This window comes from Billgrantia campisalis (assembly GCF_022341425.1).
In the GTDB taxonomy this organism is placed as follows: Bacteria; Pseudomonadota; Gammaproteobacteria; order Pseudomonadales; family Halomonadaceae; genus Halomonas; species Halomonas campisalis.
The window spans coordinates 1-15,198 of record NZ_JABFUC010000008.1 but is presented as its reverse complement, the minus strand read 5'-3'; the positions used below and the strand labels follow the sequence as shown (position 1 = coordinate 15,198).

The 15,198-nt window shown below is 69.3% G+C and carries 20 protein-coding genes and 1 rRNA gene; 12 read left to right on the top strand and 9 right to left on the bottom strand.

Annotation, left to right across the window (positions count from 1 at the left end; translation table 11 throughout):
• Window positions 1-6: 6 nt before the first annotated feature.
• Genes HOP52_RS10875 through HOP52_RS10865 form a run of 3 tightly spaced genes read right to left on the bottom strand, consistent with a single transcriptional unit; the run spans window position 7 to window position 2,567 of the window.
• Window positions 7-909, bottom strand: coding sequence for a protein phosphatase 2C domain-containing protein (locus tag HOP52_RS10875; protein ID WP_238977412.1), 903 nt, complete (start codon window positions 907-909; stop codon window positions 7-9).
• On the bottom strand, window positions 899-1,882 hold the full coding sequence (locus tag HOP52_RS10870; protein WP_238977411.1) for a kinase: 984 nt from the start codon (window positions 1,880-1,882) through the stop codon (window positions 899-901). The genes HOP52_RS10875 and HOP52_RS10870 overlap by 11 nt, the downstream gene beginning before the upstream one ends.
• 16 nt (window positions 1,883-1,898) lie before the next feature.
• Window positions 1,899-2,567, bottom strand: coding sequence for a vWA domain-containing protein (locus HOP52_RS10865; protein ID WP_238977410.1), 669 nt, complete (start codon window positions 2,565-2,567; stop codon window positions 1,899-1,901).
• A 186-nt stretch (window positions 2,568-2,753) separates the two neighbouring features.
• Here HOP52_RS10865 and HOP52_RS10860 point away from each other — a divergent pair, with 186 nt between their 5' ends.
• Window positions 2,754-3,683 carry a tetratricopeptide repeat protein gene (locus HOP52_RS10860; protein ID WP_238977409.1) on the top strand — a complete coding sequence of 310 codons (930 nt, stop codon included), beginning with the start codon at window positions 2,754-2,756 and terminating at the stop codon, window positions 3,681-3,683.
• A gap of 79 nt (window positions 3,684-3,762) precedes the next feature.
• On the opposite strand, the gene HOP52_RS10855 is transcribed toward HOP52_RS10860, so the two are convergent.
• On the bottom strand, window positions 3,763-4,956 hold the full coding sequence (locus tag HOP52_RS10855) for a MalY/PatB family protein (RefSeq protein WP_238977408.1): 1,194 nt from the start codon (window positions 4,954-4,956) through the stop codon (window positions 3,763-3,765).
• A gap of 45 nt (window positions 4,957-5,001) precedes the next feature.
• Between HOP52_RS10855 and HOP52_RS10850 the strand changes: the two genes are divergently transcribed.
• From HOP52_RS10850 to HOP52_RS10815, 8 genes are all read left to right on the top strand, one after another.
• Window positions 5,002-5,436 (top strand): hypothetical protein, encoded by a 435-nt coding sequence (locus HOP52_RS10850; RefSeq protein ID WP_238977587.1) that lies wholly within the window; start codon window positions 5,002-5,004, stop codon window positions 5,434-5,436.
• Between the two features lie 31 nt (window positions 5,437-5,467).
• Window positions 5,468-6,295 carry a hypothetical protein gene (locus tag HOP52_RS10845; protein WP_238977407.1) on the top strand — a complete coding sequence of 276 codons (828 nt, stop codon included), beginning with the start codon at window positions 5,468-5,470 and terminating at the stop codon, window positions 6,293-6,295.
• 100 nt (window positions 6,296-6,395) lie between these two features.
• Window positions 6,396-6,809, top strand: a complete 414-nt coding sequence (locus HOP52_RS10840) for an acyl-CoA thioesterase (protein ID WP_238977406.1) — start codon at window positions 6,396-6,398, stop codon at window positions 6,807-6,809.
• Window positions 6,806-7,276: a Cys-tRNA(Pro) deacylase gene (ybaK, locus tag HOP52_RS10835; RefSeq protein WP_238977405.1), complete on the top strand. Its 471-nt coding sequence runs from the start codon at window positions 6,806-6,808 to the stop codon at window positions 7,274-7,276. The genes HOP52_RS10840 and ybaK overlap by 4 nt, the downstream gene beginning before the upstream one ends.
• A gap of 87 nt (window positions 7,277-7,363) precedes the next feature.
• Window positions 7,364-7,693: a hypothetical protein gene (locus HOP52_RS10830; protein ID WP_238977404.1), complete on the top strand. Its 330-nt coding sequence runs from the start codon at window positions 7,364-7,366 to the stop codon at window positions 7,691-7,693.
• Complete coding sequence (locus HOP52_RS10825) at window positions 7,665-8,186, top strand: DUF501 domain-containing protein (RefSeq protein WP_238977403.1); 522 nt, start codon at window positions 7,665-7,667, stop codon at window positions 8,184-8,186. The genes HOP52_RS10830 and HOP52_RS10825 overlap by 29 nt, the downstream gene beginning before the upstream one ends.
• Before the next feature lie 57 nt (window positions 8,187-8,243).
• Complete coding sequence (locus HOP52_RS10820) at window positions 8,244-8,795, top strand: LOG family protein (RefSeq protein ID WP_238977402.1); 552 nt, start codon at window positions 8,244-8,246, stop codon at window positions 8,793-8,795.
• A gap of 33 nt (window positions 8,796-8,828) precedes the next feature.
• On the top strand, window positions 8,829-9,800 hold the full coding sequence (locus tag HOP52_RS10815) for an NAD(P)H-quinone oxidoreductase (RefSeq protein ID WP_238977401.1): 972 nt from the start codon (window positions 8,829-8,831) through the stop codon (window positions 9,798-9,800).
• Between the two features lie 35 nt (window positions 9,801-9,835).
• On the opposite strand, the gene HOP52_RS10810 is transcribed toward HOP52_RS10815, so the two are convergent.
• The gene (locus tag HOP52_RS10810) at window positions 9,836-10,336 is read right to left on the bottom strand and encodes a 3'-5' exonuclease (RefSeq protein ID WP_238977400.1); all 501 of its coding nucleotides are present in this window, start codon (window positions 10,334-10,336) and stop codon (window positions 9,836-9,838) included.
• A 54-nt stretch (window positions 10,337-10,390) separates the two neighbouring features.
• Window positions 10,391-10,909 carry a tetratricopeptide repeat protein gene (locus HOP52_RS10805; protein ID WP_238977399.1) on the bottom strand — a complete coding sequence of 173 codons (519 nt, stop codon included), beginning with the start codon at window positions 10,907-10,909 and terminating at the stop codon, window positions 10,391-10,393.
• A gap of 224 nt (window positions 10,910-11,133) precedes the next feature.
• On the opposite strand from HOP52_RS10805, the gene HOP52_RS10800 reads away from it, so the two are divergent.
• Both HOP52_RS10800 and yaaA read left to right on the top strand, forming a co-directional pair.
• A complete protein-coding gene (locus tag HOP52_RS10800) occupies window positions 11,134-12,165 on the top strand; it encodes an NADP(H)-dependent aldo-keto reductase (protein ID WP_238977398.1) in 1,032 nt (343 codons plus the stop codon).
• Window positions 12,166-12,256: 91 nt separating this feature from the next.
• A complete protein-coding gene (yaaA, locus tag HOP52_RS10795) occupies window positions 12,257-13,036 on the top strand; it encodes a peroxide stress protein YaaA (RefSeq protein ID WP_238977397.1) in 780 nt (259 codons plus the stop codon).
• Between the two features lie 29 nt (window positions 13,037-13,065).
• Here the strand turns inward: yaaA and HOP52_RS10790 are convergent, their stop codons facing one another.
• Window positions 13,066-13,641, bottom strand: coding sequence for an isochorismatase family protein (locus HOP52_RS10790; protein WP_238977396.1), 576 nt, complete (start codon window positions 13,639-13,641; stop codon window positions 13,066-13,068).
• A gap of 131 nt (window positions 13,642-13,772) precedes the next feature.
• Between HOP52_RS10790 and HOP52_RS10785 the strand changes: the two genes are divergently transcribed.
• A complete protein-coding gene (locus HOP52_RS10785; RefSeq protein WP_238977395.1) occupies window positions 13,773-14,600 on the top strand; it encodes a Tim44 domain-containing protein in 828 nt (275 codons plus the stop codon).
• A 53-nt stretch (window positions 14,601-14,653) separates the two neighbouring features.
• On the opposite strand, the gene HOP52_RS10780 is transcribed toward HOP52_RS10785, so the two are convergent.
• On the bottom strand, window positions 14,654-14,848 hold the full coding sequence (locus HOP52_RS10780; RefSeq protein WP_238977394.1) for a hypothetical protein: 195 nt from the start codon (window positions 14,846-14,848) through the stop codon (window positions 14,654-14,656).
• A 233-nt stretch (window positions 14,849-15,081) separates the two neighbouring features.
• Window positions 15,082-15,197 (bottom strand): 5S ribosomal RNA (gene rrf, locus HOP52_RS10775).
• Between the last annotated feature and the right edge of the window lies 1 nt (window position 15,198).

The following is a 15,198-nucleotide window of genomic DNA, read 5'->3' as shown; positions in this document are numbered from 1 at the left end:
CAGGGATCACGACTCGGCCAGCAGCGCCTCGAGCGAGCGTGAGGCCAGGGCGATGCCGCGGTCGTCGCCGGTGGTGCCGCGGCAGAAGGCCTCGCCGTAGAAGAGGCGCACCAGGTCGCGCTGCCGCAGTCGGCCGCCGCGCAGGTCGTCGAACCAGTGGCTGAGCTGGCCGGAGACCCGGCCGCCGTCGCTGGCGACGAGCTTCTCGGCCGCGCCGTCGCTCATCACCGCCGCCCCGGTCACCCGGTCGAGCGCCTGGCTGCCGCTCTGCACCTGCTCGGGGGAGAGCCCTTCGTCGATGAACAGCGTCTGGTTGGCGAACTCCCCCTTGCCGGGCTTCCCCAGGGTCGTCAGCTGCGGCGCGAGCTGGGGGCCGGCCGGTTCGTCGGCTGTCGAGTCGACCGTCACCGCCCGCTCCACCACGATGGCGCCATCCCCCACCTTGAGCCACAGCAGCCGCTCACGCCCCAGGATCAGCACCGAGAGCGTACAGCGCAGGTCGCGCACCGGCCGGCAGTGTTCGCCGGCCAGGTCGTGCAGCACCCCCTTGGCGTGCTTGACCAGCAGCAGCGCAAACTGGCGCAGCGCCTCGCCGGCCGGCTCGGCCGCCGTATCCAGCAGTTCGACTAGCTGGCCGTCCAGGGTCTCCACCAGCCGCAGGGTCGCACCGACGACCGCTCGAGCCCCCCGGTCGGAGGCCGGCGAGCTGCCGGCACCGTCGGCCACCGCCAGGACCGTGCGCGGCCCGTCGACGGCGCCGGCGGCGTCCTGGCAGGGCACCGGCGGCTTCGCCTCCAGGTGCCCCAGGCCGGCCACCGCGGCAGCCAGGACCTGCCAGCGAGAGGGCATCTCGTGCTCACCGCCGGTTGCCTCCGGGCCCGGCAGGGCCTGGCGCCATTCATCCAACATGTCGCCCTCCCGAGGACGGTGGGCCGCCCGGCTTGACCAGCCGACGGGCACACTCCCCCTGGTCCATCTGCTGTCGATACGTCTCAAGGGCGGCGTGCCACTGGGCCAGGGTGGCGCGCCGGCTCGGCACGTTGGCGCCCTCGGTGAAGGTGGTGACGAACATGTCGCGAATCGCCTCGGGCAGCTCGCTCCACAGTTCGTACCAGGCGCCCTCCGGCACGTCGCGCTGGCCGCGGCCGTAAGCGAAGTTGCCGCGCCGCAGGTTCCTGACCGGATCGTCGCCGCCGACGATGTCGTAGGGGTGGCGCCCCAGCATCAGGCACTTGAAGAGCACGATGGCCAGCGAAAACGCCTCGCTCTGGGGGTTGCGCACGATATCGCGAAAGGCGACCCCCTGGTGCTCCTTGGGGGTCATGTCCGGGCTACCCACCGGGCAGGGGTAGAAGGTGCCGGCCACGCGCAGCTGGTAGCTGTCGCAGTCGATCAGCGTGACCTGCCCGCTGCCCGGCACGCAGTAGACGTTGTTGAGGTTGTAGTCGCCGATGCAGATGCCCGCCCGGTGCAGCTGCTGAACGATCTCGATGAAGCGGATCAGGTAGCCGACGATCTGCCGGCGATCGAGGTTGGGGAAATAGCGCTCGTAGAGCAGCGCATGGGCCAGAAAGCCCATCTTCACGCCCCGCGCCCGGTACATGGCGAAGCCGATCCAGCGATGCCGGTCATCGAAGACGCGAATCAGCGGCCAGCACACGTCCTGGGTCATGTCGCTGTCGCGCAGCTCGCGCATGGCCTCCACCTTGCGGTGCAGCTCGTCGCCGCGCTTGTCCAGCACCTCGGGGTAGTACCACTTGACGATCACGTCGGGCCGTCCCTGCAGGGCGAAGATCTCGCCCTCGCCCCCGCGCGCCAGGCGCTTGCCGAGTTTGCGCTGCTTGCCCAGCGCATCCGTTACCACCCGTCCCCACAGTGCCACGCGTCCTCCTTACCGGTCAGATACTGTCCCAACCGTCCGTGGGGGGAAGCTTGATCTGGGCGGTGGTCGAGGCCGACGCCGAGACCCGGCTCATGCTGGCCGACAGCCACAGGAAGAACTCGCGGAACTTCAGGCCGTCCAGGCGCTTGGCCGGGCGCGTGGAGAAGGCCCCCAGCGCATCGAGATCGGCCTCCTCGACGCCCACCGGCATCACCACCATCTTGCGCTGCTGCGCCAGCGACCGGGCGCGCGCCGCCACCGCCTGCCAGTCATCGGTGGGCACGCCGTCGCTGATCACCACCAGCCACGGCTGGTAGTAGGCCACGCCGGCCTTGCGATAGGCGGCGGTGCGCTCCTCCAGGCGGTCCAGCGCCAGCTTCATCGCCGAGCCCAGCGGCGTCAGCCCGGTGGCGTTGAACTGCCGGCACTGGGAGATGTTCATGGCCGTGGTGAACGGCAGCTGCTCGGTGACCCGACCGCCGGCGGTGATGACGCCGAGCTCGACGGAGCAGGCGGCCATCTCGTCCTCCTTGATCGAGGCGATGAACTCCTGCACGCCGGCGTTCAGTTCCCGGATCGGCTGGCCGAACATCGAGGCGGAGGTATCGAGCACCAGCATGCAGGCACAGCGAGGGGAAGGGTTCTCGATCAGGTCGCTACTGGTGTTCAGCTGATATGTCGCCATCGACGGTTCCTCGTATCTGAATGCCTGGCCATGTGACTGCCAGGCGACCACGAGCCTACCATAGGGCTTGCCCCGGCGGCAGGTCGGGGAGCGGGCAAGCCCCCCGATCAGTGCCTCGCCCCTTGAATCCGCGCCCCGCCACCCGCATCTATCTGCCAAATTCACTCTTGCGCAAGGCCATAGCCCATGTCCATCGTCGACCCTCGCAGCGGCGCTCCCCTGACCGCCAATGAATCCGCCGACGCCCCGACCCAGGCCGCGCCGACGGATGAGCAGCTGATCATCGACGTCGATCGCGACAACATCCAGCAGCTGCTGGAGGTCTCCATGCAGGTGCCGGTCCTGCTCGACTGCTGGGCCCCCTGGTGTCAGCCCTGCAAGACGCTGACGCCCATGCTGGAGAAGCTCACCCGGGAGTACGCCGGCACCTTCATTCTCGCCAAACTCAATATCGATGAAAACCAGGACATCGCCGCCCAGCTGGGGGTGCGCTCGGTGCCCGACGTCAAGCTGATCAGCCAGGGCGGGCTGGTCGACCAGTTCCAGGGCGCGCTGCCCGAGAAGGAGATTCGCGAGTGGCTGGGGCGCTATTTCCCGGCCCCGGAAGCAGCGCCGGCGAGCCCCGAGGAGCAGGCCGCCGAAGCGCTCGAGCGGGGCGACACCGCCACCGCCCGCGCGCTCTATGAGCAGCTGATGCAGGCCCACCCCGAGCACTACCCCTACCAGGTGGCCCTGGCCCGCACCCTGGTCGCCGAGGGCCGCGGCGAGGACGCCCGCGCCCTGCTCGACAACCTGCCCCCCGAGGAGCGCGACGCCCCCGCGGCCCGCGGCGTGCGTGCCAGCATCGAGTTCACCGAGGAAGCCCCCGACGACGACGAGCTGGCCGCCCTGGCCGGCCGCGACGACAGCGAGGCCCGCTACAAGCGTGCCCTTCGCCAGGTCGCCGACGGCGACTACGAGGCGGGCCTGGAGGGGCTGCTCGAGCTCATGAAGCGCGACCGCGCCTACGGCGACGATGCCGCCCGCCTGACCCTGCTGCGGGTCTTCGACGCCCTCGGCGCCGACCACCCGCTGACCGTGACCTACCGGCGCCGTCTCTTCACCCTGCTCTACTGACGCCCCCGGCGAGGGCCCGCCCCGGGCGGCAGGGGGCGGGCCTCGCGCCACCCGCTACGATGGCCACGGCACGAGAGCGTCAGACCCGAAGCACGCCGTCCAGGCGGGTCAAGGCAGCCTCGAGCTGGGTGGCGGTGGTGCCGAAGTTGAGCCGCGCAAAGCCCGGCCAGCCGAAATCGGCGCCGTCGGAGAGCGCCACCCCGGCACGCCCCAGCAGCACGCGCTGGGGCGACACTGCCCCGCCTTCGCCGCAGCGCCCGGCCAGCCCTTGCGCCCGGCGCAGGTCCAGCCAGGCCAGGTAGGTGGACTGCGGGGGGCTCATGGCCACCCCGGGCCAGGCGTCGACGCGGCGCACCAGGGTACGGCGATGGTCGCGCAGCACCGCCAGCAGCGCTTGCCGCCAGGGCTCCCCTTCGGCATAGGCGGCCTCGGCCGCCACCAGCCCCAGCACGTTGGCGTCCGGCGTCAGGCCCCGGATGCCCGTCGCGAAGCGCCGGCGCAGCGCGGCATCGGCGATCACCGCACAGGCGGTGGTGAGACCGGCCAGGTTGAAGGTCTTGGACGGCGCCCACAGCGTCACGGTGCGCGCCGCCAGCTCGGGAAAGGCCGCCGCCAGCGGACGATGGCGGGCCCCCTCGTCGAGCAGCAGGTCGCAGTGCAGTTCGTCGGAGACCACCAGCAGGTCGTGGCGCTCGACCAGCGCGGCGAGGCCCGCCAGCTCCTCGTGGCGCCACACCCGCCCGGTGGGGTTGTGGGGCTGGCACCACAGCAGCAGCCGGGTGTCGGCGGTGATCGCCGCCTCCAGGGCGTCGAGGTCGAGCTCCCACTGGCCATCCGGCGCCGCGGGCTCGGCCAGGGGCGCCCGCTGGGGCAGGCGGCCGGTGCGCTCGGCGACCCGCAGGAAGGGGGGGTAGATCGGCGTGACGGTGAGCACGCCGTCGCCCGGCTCGGTCAGCGCCAGGCTCGCCAGATGCAGCGCGGGCACCACGCCGGGCAGCCACAGCTGCCAGTCGGGCTCGATGGCCCAGTCGTACTCCCGGGCGCTCCACTCGCAGAGGGTGCGGCGCAGGCTGTCGGGCACCAGGCCGTAGCCGTAGACGCCATGCTCGACCCGGGCGCACAGCGCCTCGATCACCGCCGGCGGCGAGCGGAAGTCCATGTCGGCCACCCACAGCGGCAGCACGCTATCGTCGTGGCGATGCCATTTCTGGGAGGGCCAGTCGCCCCCCGAGGGATGGCGGCGCTCGACAGGCGTGGCAAAATCGTACTCCATGTACCTTCCTCGAATCAGGGAAGCAGCGAAATGATCACCGAAACCATGCCGCAAAGCGGCTTCTATGCCAAGGTGCGCCAGGGCATGCCGGCGCTGATCGACCAGTGGCGTCACCTGGGACGGGGCGAGCCCGACCGGCTGGCGCTGATCCTGGCCGAGACCGCCCGCGTGGCCAAACTGGGCGAGCCCGAGGCGACCCCGGATGGCGCCACCCTGGCCGCCTGGAGCCGCCCCGAGGCGAGCGATACGATTCCGCTCTGGGCGGCACGCACCGCCGCCTTCCTGGTGATGCAGATGCCCGCGCGCCCGCAGCCCCACAGCGACGAGGAAGCCAGCGCCTGGGCCTACTGCTGGCTGCTCAACCGCGACTTCCACGACGTCGAGGCCGCCCGGGCGGCGCTGCCCGACCACCTGCGCGACACCCTGACCCACGCCGTGGGCGCCGCCTGGGCCGACCGCCAGGGGCTGCGCCTGGTCTGAGCCCCGCTCTCCCATCAACCAAGGATGACGGATGGACGTTCCCCTGAGCTGGCAGCTGGCCAAGCTGCTGGTCTCGATCGGCATCGTGCTGGGTCTCTCGGCGGTCGCCGAGCGGGTCAGCACCCGCCTCGCCGGGCTGCTGGCCGGCTATCCGCTGGGCACCGCCATCGCCCTGTTCTTCATCGGCCTGGAGATATCGCCGGGCTTTGCCGCCGAGAGCGCCGTCTACAGCCTGGCTGGCTTCACCGCCACCATGGCGCTTGGCGGCGGCTACCTGCTGTGCGGCCGCCGCGACGGCCTGAAGGGGGTGCTGGCCGGCAGCGCCGGGGGGCTGGCCGCCTGGCTGATCGCCGGCCTGATCCTGACCCGCTTCGACTTCACCCGCCTGGGCGGCACCCTGACCACCCTGGCGGCCATCGTCGTCTTCACCTGGCTCTACCGGCACCTGCCCGACACCCGCGCCGCGGTGAGGGGTGGGTTTCGCTGGCCGGCGCTGGGCATGCGCGCCGTCCTGGCCACCGCCATCGTCTTTCTGATCACCGGGCTTGCCCATGTGCTGCCGGCCGCCTGGGCCGGCATGCTGGCCGCCTTCCCGATCTCCATGTACCCGCTGCTGGTGATCCTGCACCTCACCCACGGCGCGGCGCCGGCGGCCACGGTAATCAAGCACTACCCGGCCGGGCTCGGGGCGCTGCTCTGCTACACCCTGTGTGTGTCGCTGACCTACGCCACCCTGGGACTGGCCGTGGGCACCCTGGCCGGCTTCGGCGTCGCCACCCTGTGGCTGCTGGCCTGGATGCGATTCCAGGCCTGGCATGCCAGGCGCCGTAGGCCGCCGGTGGACGAGCCGGGCGCTTGACCTAGCGTTTGCTCGGGGCAATGCTGTAGTTCTCCTGACCGGCGGCGGCTACCCGCGCAGCACCAGCCGCCGACCCGCCATTCATAACAAGGACACGCCCATGTTCGTACGCACCATCGAGCCCGCCTTCTACGACACCGATGCGCTGGGGCATATCAACAACACTCGGCTGCCGGCCTGGTTCGAGTTGGCACGCAACGACCTCTTCAAGCTCTTCACTCCCGACCTGGACCCGCGCAAGTGGCGGCTGATCATGGCCCGCATGGAGATCGACTACCGCGCCGAGCTGCTGTACGGCAGCGATATCGAGCTGCGCACCTACCTCTCCCGGCTCGGCACCAGCTCCTTCACCGTGACCCAGGAGGCCTGGCAGAATGGCGTGATGGCTAACCTCGGCCATACTGTGTTGGTCCAGTTCGACCACGTCGAGAAGCGCGCCATGCCCATCGAAGGCGAGCTGCGCGCGGCGCTGGAGGCCCACGTAAAGCCGGTGACGGAGCCCGCCGACGCATGACCCCGGCGATCAGACAGCTCGAGCGGGAGGGGGTGGACTTCACCCTGCTCAGCTACGAACACGACCCCCGCACCCCGGCCTACGGCGAGGAAGCCGCCCAGGCGCTGGGGCTCGACCCCCAGGGCGTGTTCAAGACCCTGGTCGCGCGGCTCGACGACGGCCGCCTCGTGGTCGCCATGGTGCCGGTCCGGGCACGGCTCGACCTGAAGGCCCTGGCCAGGGCCGCCGGGGCGCGCAAGGCCGTCCTGGCCGAAGCCGCCGAGGCCGAGCGCGCCACCGGCTACGTGGTCGGCGGCATCAGCCCGCTGGGCCAGAAGCGGCGCCTGGCCGCCTACCTCGACGCCAGCGCCCAGGCCCTCGCGGCGATCCATGTCAGCGGCGGCCGGCGCGGCCTGGAGATTCGCCTGGCGCCCGGCGAGCTAATGCGCCTGAGCGGCGCCCGAACGGCGGAGCTGGCGCGGCCCTGAGGGTCGCGAGCCGAATCCCTCCGCACACTGTCTCATTACACAGGCTCACCCACAGGCCGTGCCCCTCTCCCCGACCAGGAGCCACCCATGTCCATCCGCTACAACCTGTGGCTCGACCCCGACAACACCGCCCAGCACCGCGCGGTCGAGGCCGACCTGGAGCGCTACTTCATGGAGCGCTTCGCCGACTACCCCCACATCCGCTTGTTCGGAGCCGACCCCTACGATTATGATGCGCCGTTCAATCGCCTCTACGACGTGCTGATGGCACGGGCCAACGAGTACTGCGAGCGGCGCTGGGCCGGCTATGTGCCGACGCCCGAGCAGCTCAACCGGACCTTCTTCCGGGCCGTGGGGCGCTCCACCAAGTTCGTACGGGACCCAAGCGATGGTGCTCCAAACCGATCAGACGCCTGACCCCCGCCAGCTGGCGATCATCGCCGAGCAGCTCGGCCGGGCGCCGCGCGGTATCGAGGCCGTGGCGGCGGTCGACGGCGAAGGCACCCCCCTGGTGCTGCGCATGGCCCCCATCGTCGACGGCAAGCCCTTTCCCACCCTCTACTGGCTCAGCTGCACGCGGCTCAAGGTGGTGATCTCCCGCCTCGAGGCCAGCGGCGTGATCAAGCAGCTGGAGACCCGGCTGCAGGAAGACCCCGACTTCCTGGCCGCCTATCACGCCAGCCACCACGACTACGTCGACGCCCGCTGGCACCATATGCGCGACGCCCAACGCCGTGAGGTCGCCCACCTGGGCTACGAAGAGGTGCTGACGCGCCGCGGCATCGGCGGGATCGCCAACTGGGATCAGGTGCGCTGCCTGCACACCCAGTACGCCCACCACCTGTGCGGCGACAACGTCATCGGTCAGTGGATGGACGCAGAACACGGCGTGGTCGACTGCCTACCCTGAGACTCCCCCTCCGTGCAGCCGGGCTGCTAGGATGACAGCCTTGCCAAGGAGATGAGCATGTCGAGATTCTGTGTCTATCTGGGCTCCCGCGATGGCCGGGACCCCGCCTTCCTCGAGGCGACCCGAGCGCTGGGCCAGGAACTGGCCAAGCGCGGCCATGGCCTGGTCTACGGCGGCGCGCGCATCGGCCTGATGGGGGAGCTGGCCAATGCCGTGCTGGCCGCCGGCGGCGAGGTGATCGGCGTGATGCCGGACCACCTGGTCGAGCGCGAGCAGGCCCATGAAGGGCTGCCGACGCTGATTCGCGTCAACAACATGCATGAGCGCAAGGCCAGCATGGCCGCCCATGCCGACGCCTTCATCGCGCTGCCCGGCGGCATCGGCACCCTGGAGGAGCTGTTCGAGGCCTGGACCTGGCAGTATCTGGGGCTGCACGACAAGCCCATCGGCGTGCTCGACACCGCCGGCTTCTACTCGCCGCTGCTGAGCTTTCTGGATAGCACGGTGGCCCACGGCTTTCTCAACGCGCGCACCCGCGACTGCCTGCTCGACGCCGAGGAGCCCGGCGCCCTGCTGGACGCCCTGGAGGCCCGCCTGGCCACCCGCTGAGCCCCCGCTTCGCCACCCAAGGAGACACTGCCCATGCATGCCATCCATATCGAAGCGCAGCGCCTGGACTGGCGCGAGACTCCCGCGCCAGACGGCCCGGCAGCGGGCGAGGTGCGCATCCGGGTCGCCTGGGCCGGCGTCAACCGCGCCGACCTGATGCAGCGCGCCGGGCACTATCCGCCGCCGCCGGGGGTCACCGAGATCCTCGGCCTGGAGGTCAGCGGCGCGGTGAGCGAGACGGGGCCGGGCGTCGAGCGCTTCCGCGCCGGCGACCGGGTCTGCGCCCTGCTCGCCGGGGGCGGCTATGCCGAGGAGGTGGTGGTGGACGCCCGCCAGGTGCTGCCGCTGCCCGACGGGGTCGGCCTGCGCGAGGCCGCTGCCCTGCCCGAGGTGTTCGCCACCGCCTGGCTCAACCTGTTCATCGAGGGGCGGCTGGCCCCCGGGGAGCGGGTGCTGCTGCATGCCGGCGCCAGCGGCGTGGGCACCGCCGCCGTGCAGCTCTGCCGCGCCTTCGACCACCCCTGCTTCGTCACCGTCGGCAGCGATGACAAGCTCGCGGCCTGCCGCGAGCTGGGCGCCGCGGCCGGCTGGAACCGGCACCAGGGCAGCTTCGTGGAGGCGGTCAAGGCCTGGGGCGGTGCCGATGTGATTCTCGACCCGGTGGGGGGCGCCTACCTGGCCGACAACCAGCGGGTGCTGAATGCCGACGGCCGGCTGGTGCTGATCGGCCTGATGGGCGGACGCAGCGCCGAGCTGGATCTGGGCAGGATGCTGATGAAGCGCCAACGGCTGATCGGCTCGACGCTGCGCGCCAAGGCGCCTGCCGCCAAGGGGGCCATCCTCGACGCCCTGCTGGCCCATGTCTGGCCGCGCCTGGCCAGCGGCGAGATCCGAGCGCTGATCGATCAAAGCTGGCCGATCGACGAGGCCGAGGCGGCCCATGCCCATCTGCAGCGCGATGCCAATATCGGCAAGGTGCTGCTGTCGATCAGCGGCGAGGGGTAGCGAAACCGGCGGCGGCGCGGCGGGCCGAGCGGTCGTCAGGGGCCAGCGGCGAGCTCGCGGGTACGCAGGTAGGTCAGCTGAAGCAGGCGGGCGTCCTCGCCGGCGCGATGACGGTGGATGCCGAGCTCCTGTACCAGCGCCTCCCGCGTGGCATGCCACAGCGCGAGCTGGCGCTCGTCGAGCAGAATCCTGAGCGCCTCGAGGCGAAAAGCCGGCAGCATCCCGGCGTGATGGAAGAGCAGCGACAGCCAGGTATTGTCATAGCCCCAGCTATCGCTGTAGGCAACGCCGACGCTGGCCAGCTCGTCGTTGAGCCAGCGCGCCACCTGGACCACGGGCAGCCCTTCGCGCTTGAGGCGCGCACGCGAGATGCCGTGCAGGAGTTCGGCCTTGGGGTCCCAGTGGGTCCACTCCGCCAGCGGCTGCACCAGGAAGGCACAGTGGCTGCCGTCGGCCCGTGCCAGGCCGACTTCGATGGGGTAGCTACCGCGCCCGAATCCGGACGCCTCGATATCCAGCAGTGTCGGCAGCGTCACGGATGGGTCCGTCCTCGTGATCTGGGCCCAGGGGGGCGGGTGGCGTAAGAGGGGTCAGTGTCGCGTCTGAGCGCCTTGGCTGTCCAGCTCCGCGCCTTCCAGGCGAGCATGACGATCCGCCAGGGCCTGCCAGTGGGCGGCATGGGCGGCGTCCACCGGCAGCCCGAGCTCACCGTTCGCGTAGGCCTTGGCCAGGCGGCCGGCCGCCAGCGGATGGCCCGCCTCGCCGGCCCGGGCATACCAGGTCACCGCACGATCCTCGCGGCGGGGATACTGCACGCAGCCGTGTTCATGGATCCGCCCGGCCTGATACTGGGCCTTGAGATCGCCGGCCTGGGCGGCCTCCAGCACGTAGCGGGCGCCGCGCGCCTTGTCCTGAGGGCTGGCACCGCGGTGGAACAGCATATGACCGTAGAGCGACAGGGCCGCGGGATGCCCCGCATCGGCACAGCGCTGGAAGAGATGCATGGTCAACCGCTGAGTGCGCGGCGAACGCGGCAGCCAGCGGGTATGGAACAGCTGCTCCGCGAGACGATACTCGAGTCGGGTGAACAGTGACGATGCCTGCGTCATGGCAAACAACCTTGCATCCGTGTTTTTCCGCATGACGAAGCGCACCGTCCCGTGGTCGCCGTCATGGCCTGAAAGAGCTCGCCGTCCAGCCTCCGCCGGGGCCGCTGAGGGTCGCCAGCATACGCCCGCCCTGTCGGCGACTCAACCCCTGCCATTTGCTGCCCAGAATGCCCCCGGCTACCATGGCGGGCAACACCGGCAACCCCCACTGACAGGAGCGACGGATGCAGACGCGAGCGCTTGGCAACACCGGCATCGAGGTCAGCCGCCTGTGCCTGGGCACCATGACCTTCGGCGAGCAGAACAGCGAGGCCGATGCCCATGAACAGCTCGACCGCGCCGTGGCCTTCGGCGTCAACTTCATCGACACCGCCGAGATGTACCCGGTGCCCCCCAACGCCGAGACCCAGGGGCGCACCGAAACCTATATCGGCCGCTGGCTCAAGGCCCGCGGCAGTCGTGACGATGTGATCATCGCCAGCAAGGTCAGCGGCCCCGGGCTCGACTATCTGCGCGGCGGCTCGCGGCTGACCCGCAAGCAGATCCACAGCGCCATCGACACCAGCCTGTCACGACTGCAGACCGACTACCTTGATCTCTATCAGCTTCACTGGCCGGACCGGAAGACCAACTTCTTCGGCAGGCTCGGCTATACCCACGATGAGGACGAGGACGCCACCGCCCTGGAAGAGAGCCTCGCCGCGCTCAAGGAACTGGTGGAGGCCGGCAAGGTGCGCGCCATCGGGCTCTCCAACGAGACCCCCTGGGGCGTGATGCAAGCCCTGCGGCTGGCCGAACGGCTCGACCTGCCGCGCATCGTCAGCGTGCAGAACCCCTACAACCTGCTCAACCGCAGCTTCGAGGTGGGCCTGGCAGAGATCGCCCACCGCGAGGACGTGGGCCTGCTGGCCTACTCGCCGCTGGGCTTTGGCGTGCTCTCCGGCAAGTATCTGGACGGCGCGCGCCCGGCGAATGCCCGCCTGACCCTGTTCGAGCATTTTCAGCGCTACACCACCCCCCTGGCCGAGGAGGCGACCCGCGCCTATGTGGAGCTGGCTCGCGAGCACGATCTGGACCCGGCCCAGATGGCGCTGGCCTTCGTCAACTCACGCAGCTTCCTGACCAGCAACATCATCGGCGCCACCACCATGGAGCAGCTCGAGGACAACCTGGAGAGCGAGTCGCTCAAGCTCGAGCAGAGCGTGCTCGACGGTATCGAAGCGATTCATCAGCGCTGTCCCAATCCCTGCCCCTGACAGTCGCGGGGCTATCGCGGCGATAGCCCCGCCTGTTGTCTGCCCTTGATATACTTGGGGTTCTGATTCGCCAGGCCACAGGAGCGCCCCGATGCTGAGCGTCATCTCCCCCGCCAAGTCGCTGGACTTCGAGTCCCCGGCCACCACGTCACGGTACTCCCAGCCGGATTTTCTCGACCGCAGCCGGGAGCTGATCGATATCCTCGTCGACTACTCACCCCAGCGGCTGAGCGAATTGATGGGCATCAGCGACAAACTGGCGGGGCTCAATGCGGCACGCTTCGCCGAGTGGCACACCCCCTTCACGCCGGAGAACGCCAAGCCCGCCGCCCAGGCCTTCCAGGGGGACGTCTACCTCGGCCTTGAAGCCGGGAGCTTCAGCGACGAGGACAACGCCTTCGCCCAGCAGCACCTGCGGATTCTGTCGGGGCTCTACGGCCTGCTGCGCCCGCTGGACCTGATCCAGCCCTACCGCCTGGAGATGGGGACCAAGCTGGCCAATCCCGCCGGCAAGGATCTCTACGCCTTCTGGAAGGACACCCTGACCGAGGCGCTGGACAGGGCCGTGGCGGAGAGCGGCTCGCCCGTGCTAGTCAACCTGGCCTCCAACGAGTACTTCAAGGCCATCGACGCCAGGCGCCTCAAGGCCCGGGTCATCACACCGGTCTTCAAGGACGAGAAGAACGGGCAGCTCAAGATCATCAGCTTCTATGCCAAGAAGGCCCGCGGACTGATGAGCGCCTGGATGATTCGCCAGCGGCTGGATGATCCCGAGGGGCTGAAAGACTTCGATGTGGCGGGCTACCGCTTCAATGCCACCCTGTCGGAGGGCGACAGCCTGGTCTTCACCCGCCGTGAAGACCAGCGCTGAGAGCTCAGCCCGACGCCTGAAGCTCGCGACTAGAAGAAGCGCAGCGGCCGTGCCGAGCGCGGCTTGAGAAAGCGGCGATGGACGTCCTTGAAGCGCTCGCTGTCGCAGCGGTGCAGCCACTCGTAGGCCACCATGTCAGCACTCACCGGCACCGCCCCCGAGCGCGTCATGCGCTCGCGGGCCAAGCTCGCCTCCTCGGCGCGCCGGCTCACCGCCGCATCGGATAGCCAGTAGACCTCGTAGCCCGCCTCGAGCAGCCCGAGCCCGGTTTGCATCACGCAGATGTGCGCTTCGCTGCCACACAGCACGATCTGGCGCCTGCCGCTGTCGGCCAGGGCGCCGGCGAAGTCCGGCTCCTCGTGGGCGTTGAAATGCACCTTCTGCCACAGGCGGTGTCCGGGCAGGGCCTCGAGCAGGCGCGGCTCGCTGCCGCCCATGCCCTTTGGGTACTGCTCGGTCACCCACACCGGCACTTCCAGGGCCTGGGCGACGCCGCCCAGCCAGGCCGCCTCGCTGACCGCCTGATCGCCTCCCTCGATGACCGGCAGCAGGCCGGCCTGAAGGTCGACGATCAACAGTAGGCTCTTGTCATCTTGTATGCGCATGCGAGGTCCTCTTGGGTTGTCGTATGCCGTTGTATCCACCGATCACATCACGGCTCCCTCTGGCCAGCATACCCGCTAGAATGGACGGTCTGAACACTTACCGAACAATCCCACCACACGGAGTCTTCTCGATGCGTCACTTCCTCGTCATGCTGGTCGTCGGACTGCTGACCCTTGGCCCGGCCATGGACTATGCCGAAGCCCGCCGCATGGGCGGCGGCGGCAACGTCGGCAGCTTCTCGCGCTCGGCCGACCGGCCGGCCGCGGCCCCCAACCAGGCAGCACCGGCTCGCCAGGGCCAGTCCCAGGCCGCCGGCGGCTCCCGCATGCCGGGCATGCTGGGTGGCCTGCTCGCCGGCGGCCTGCTCGCCGCCCTGTTCTTCGGCGGGGCCTTCGATGAGCTGCGGATGATGGATATCCTGCTGGTCGCCGGCCTGGCTTTCCTGCTGTTCCGGCTCTTCGCCCGCCGCCGCCCGGCCCTGGCCAGCCAGGCCCCGGCACAGCGGGTCGAAGCGGAGACTCAGGAACAGCCCCAGGCGTTCCAGGCCGATACCGCCCCTCTGGGAGCGGGCAGCCGCTTTGGCGGCGACCCCGAATGGTTCGACCGGGAACGCTTCCTGGGTGGCGCCAAGGAGCATTTCATGACCCTGCAGCGCGCCTGGGACAACAATGACTTCGCCGGCATTCAGGAGTACGTGACGCCGGCACTGTATAACCAGCTGCGCCAGGAGCGCGCCAACCATCCCGCCAACAACCGCACCGAGATCGTGCGCTTATTCGCCGAGCTTGGCGATGTCCGCGAGGTCGGCAGCCAGGCCGAGGCCACGGTAATCTTCCACGGGATCCTCGAGGAGAACGGCGAGCAGACCGAGTTCAACGAGACCTGGCATTTGATTCGTGAGCTACGGGACGACGCTCCCTGGTACCTGCAGGGCATCGAGCAGAACCCGGCAACCTAGGGACCAAAAGGCCGGGCATTGGCCCGGCCTTGCAAGACACTGTCAGGATGACATCAGTCGCCCTCCGCGGCATCCTGGATCTCTTCTCCCATCTCCTCGATGCTCTCACCGGCCTCCTCCATGGCCTCATCGATCTTCTGACCCGCCTCCTCGGCCGGCCCGGGATCATCCTGGCAGGCCGCCACCCCTACCGCCATCATCGTCACCAGCAGCAACAGGCCCAGCTTGCGCATCACATCTCGGTTCATGGGTGTCTCCTCCTGAGCACGCTCCGTTATGGATAGCGACCTGATTTACCCTAGTGGTCACCGGGAGAAAGTGCCACCAACACCGGAAACCCCATGTAGCGAATTGTCACAACTCTCCTTTCACCGACACCAAAACGACGAAACCCAGCCTCTTTCGAAGCTGGGTTTCTGAATATTGGGAAGCCACATACGACAAAACCCCGACCAATGGCCGGGGTTTTGTCGAAATAAGTGCCTGACGATGACCTACTCTCGCATGGGGAAGCCCCACACTACCATCGGCGCTGAGCGGTTTCACTGCTGAGTTCGGCATGGGATCAGGTGGTTCCCACTCGCTATGGTCGTCAGGC

What these genes read in the sequence shown, in the direction of transcription:
- HOP52_RS10875 (WP_238977412.1), bottom strand. Translation starts at nt 909, where the DNA reads ATGTTGGATGAATGGCGCCAGGCCCTGCCGGGCCCGGAGGCAACCGGC.
- HOP52_RS10865 (WP_238977410.1), bottom strand. Translation starts at nt 2,567, where the DNA reads ATGGCGACATATCAGCTGAACACCAGTAGCGACCTGATCGAGAACCCT.
- HOP52_RS10860 (WP_238977409.1), top strand. Translation starts at nt 2,754, where the DNA reads ATGTCCATCGTCGACCCTCGCAGCGGCGCTCCCCTGACCGCCAATGAA.
- HOP52_RS10855 (WP_238977408.1), bottom strand. Translation starts at nt 4,956, where the DNA reads ATGGAGTACGATTTTGCCACGCCTGTCGAGCGCCGCCATCCCTCGGGG.
- HOP52_RS10850 (WP_238977587.1), top strand. Translation starts at nt 5,002, where the DNA reads ATGCCGCAAAGCGGCTTCTATGCCAAGGTGCGCCAGGGCATGCCGGCG.
- HOP52_RS10845 (WP_238977407.1), top strand. Translation starts at nt 5,468, where the DNA reads ATGGACGTTCCCCTGAGCTGGCAGCTGGCCAAGCTGCTGGTCTCGATC.
- HOP52_RS10840 (WP_238977406.1), top strand. Translation starts at nt 6,396, where the DNA reads ATGTTCGTACGCACCATCGAGCCCGCCTTCTACGACACCGATGCGCTG.
- ybaK (WP_238977405.1), top strand. Translation starts at nt 6,806, where the DNA reads ATGACCCCGGCGATCAGACAGCTCGAGCGGGAGGGGGTGGACTTCACC.
- HOP52_RS10830 (WP_238977404.1), top strand. Translation starts at nt 7,364, where the DNA reads ATGTCCATCCGCTACAACCTGTGGCTCGACCCCGACAACACCGCCCAG.
- HOP52_RS10825 (WP_238977403.1), top strand. Translation starts at nt 7,665, where the DNA reads ATGGTGCTCCAAACCGATCAGACGCCTGACCCCCGCCAGCTGGCGATC.
- HOP52_RS10820 (WP_238977402.1), top strand. Translation starts at nt 8,244, where the DNA reads ATGTCGAGATTCTGTGTCTATCTGGGCTCCCGCGATGGCCGGGACCCC.
- HOP52_RS10815 (WP_238977401.1), top strand. Translation starts at nt 8,829, where the DNA reads ATGCATGCCATCCATATCGAAGCGCAGCGCCTGGACTGGCGCGAGACT.
- HOP52_RS10805 (WP_238977399.1), bottom strand. Translation starts at nt 10,909, where the DNA reads ATGACGCAGGCATCGTCACTGTTCACCCGACTCGAGTATCGTCTCGCG.
- HOP52_RS10800 (WP_238977398.1), top strand. Translation starts at nt 11,134, where the DNA reads ATGCAGACGCGAGCGCTTGGCAACACCGGCATCGAGGTCAGCCGCCTG.
- yaaA (WP_238977397.1), top strand. Translation starts at nt 12,257, where the DNA reads ATGCTGAGCGTCATCTCCCCCGCCAAGTCGCTGGACTTCGAGTCCCCG.
- HOP52_RS10790 (WP_238977396.1), bottom strand. Translation starts at nt 13,641, where the DNA reads ATGCGCATACAAGATGACAAGAGCCTACTGTTGATCGTCGACCTTCAG.
- HOP52_RS10785 (WP_238977395.1), top strand. Translation starts at nt 13,773, where the DNA reads ATGCGTCACTTCCTCGTCATGCTGGTCGTCGGACTGCTGACCCTTGGC.
- HOP52_RS10780 (WP_238977394.1), bottom strand. Translation starts at nt 14,848, where the DNA reads ATGAACCGAGATGTGATGCGCAAGCTGGGCCTGTTGCTGCTGGTGACG.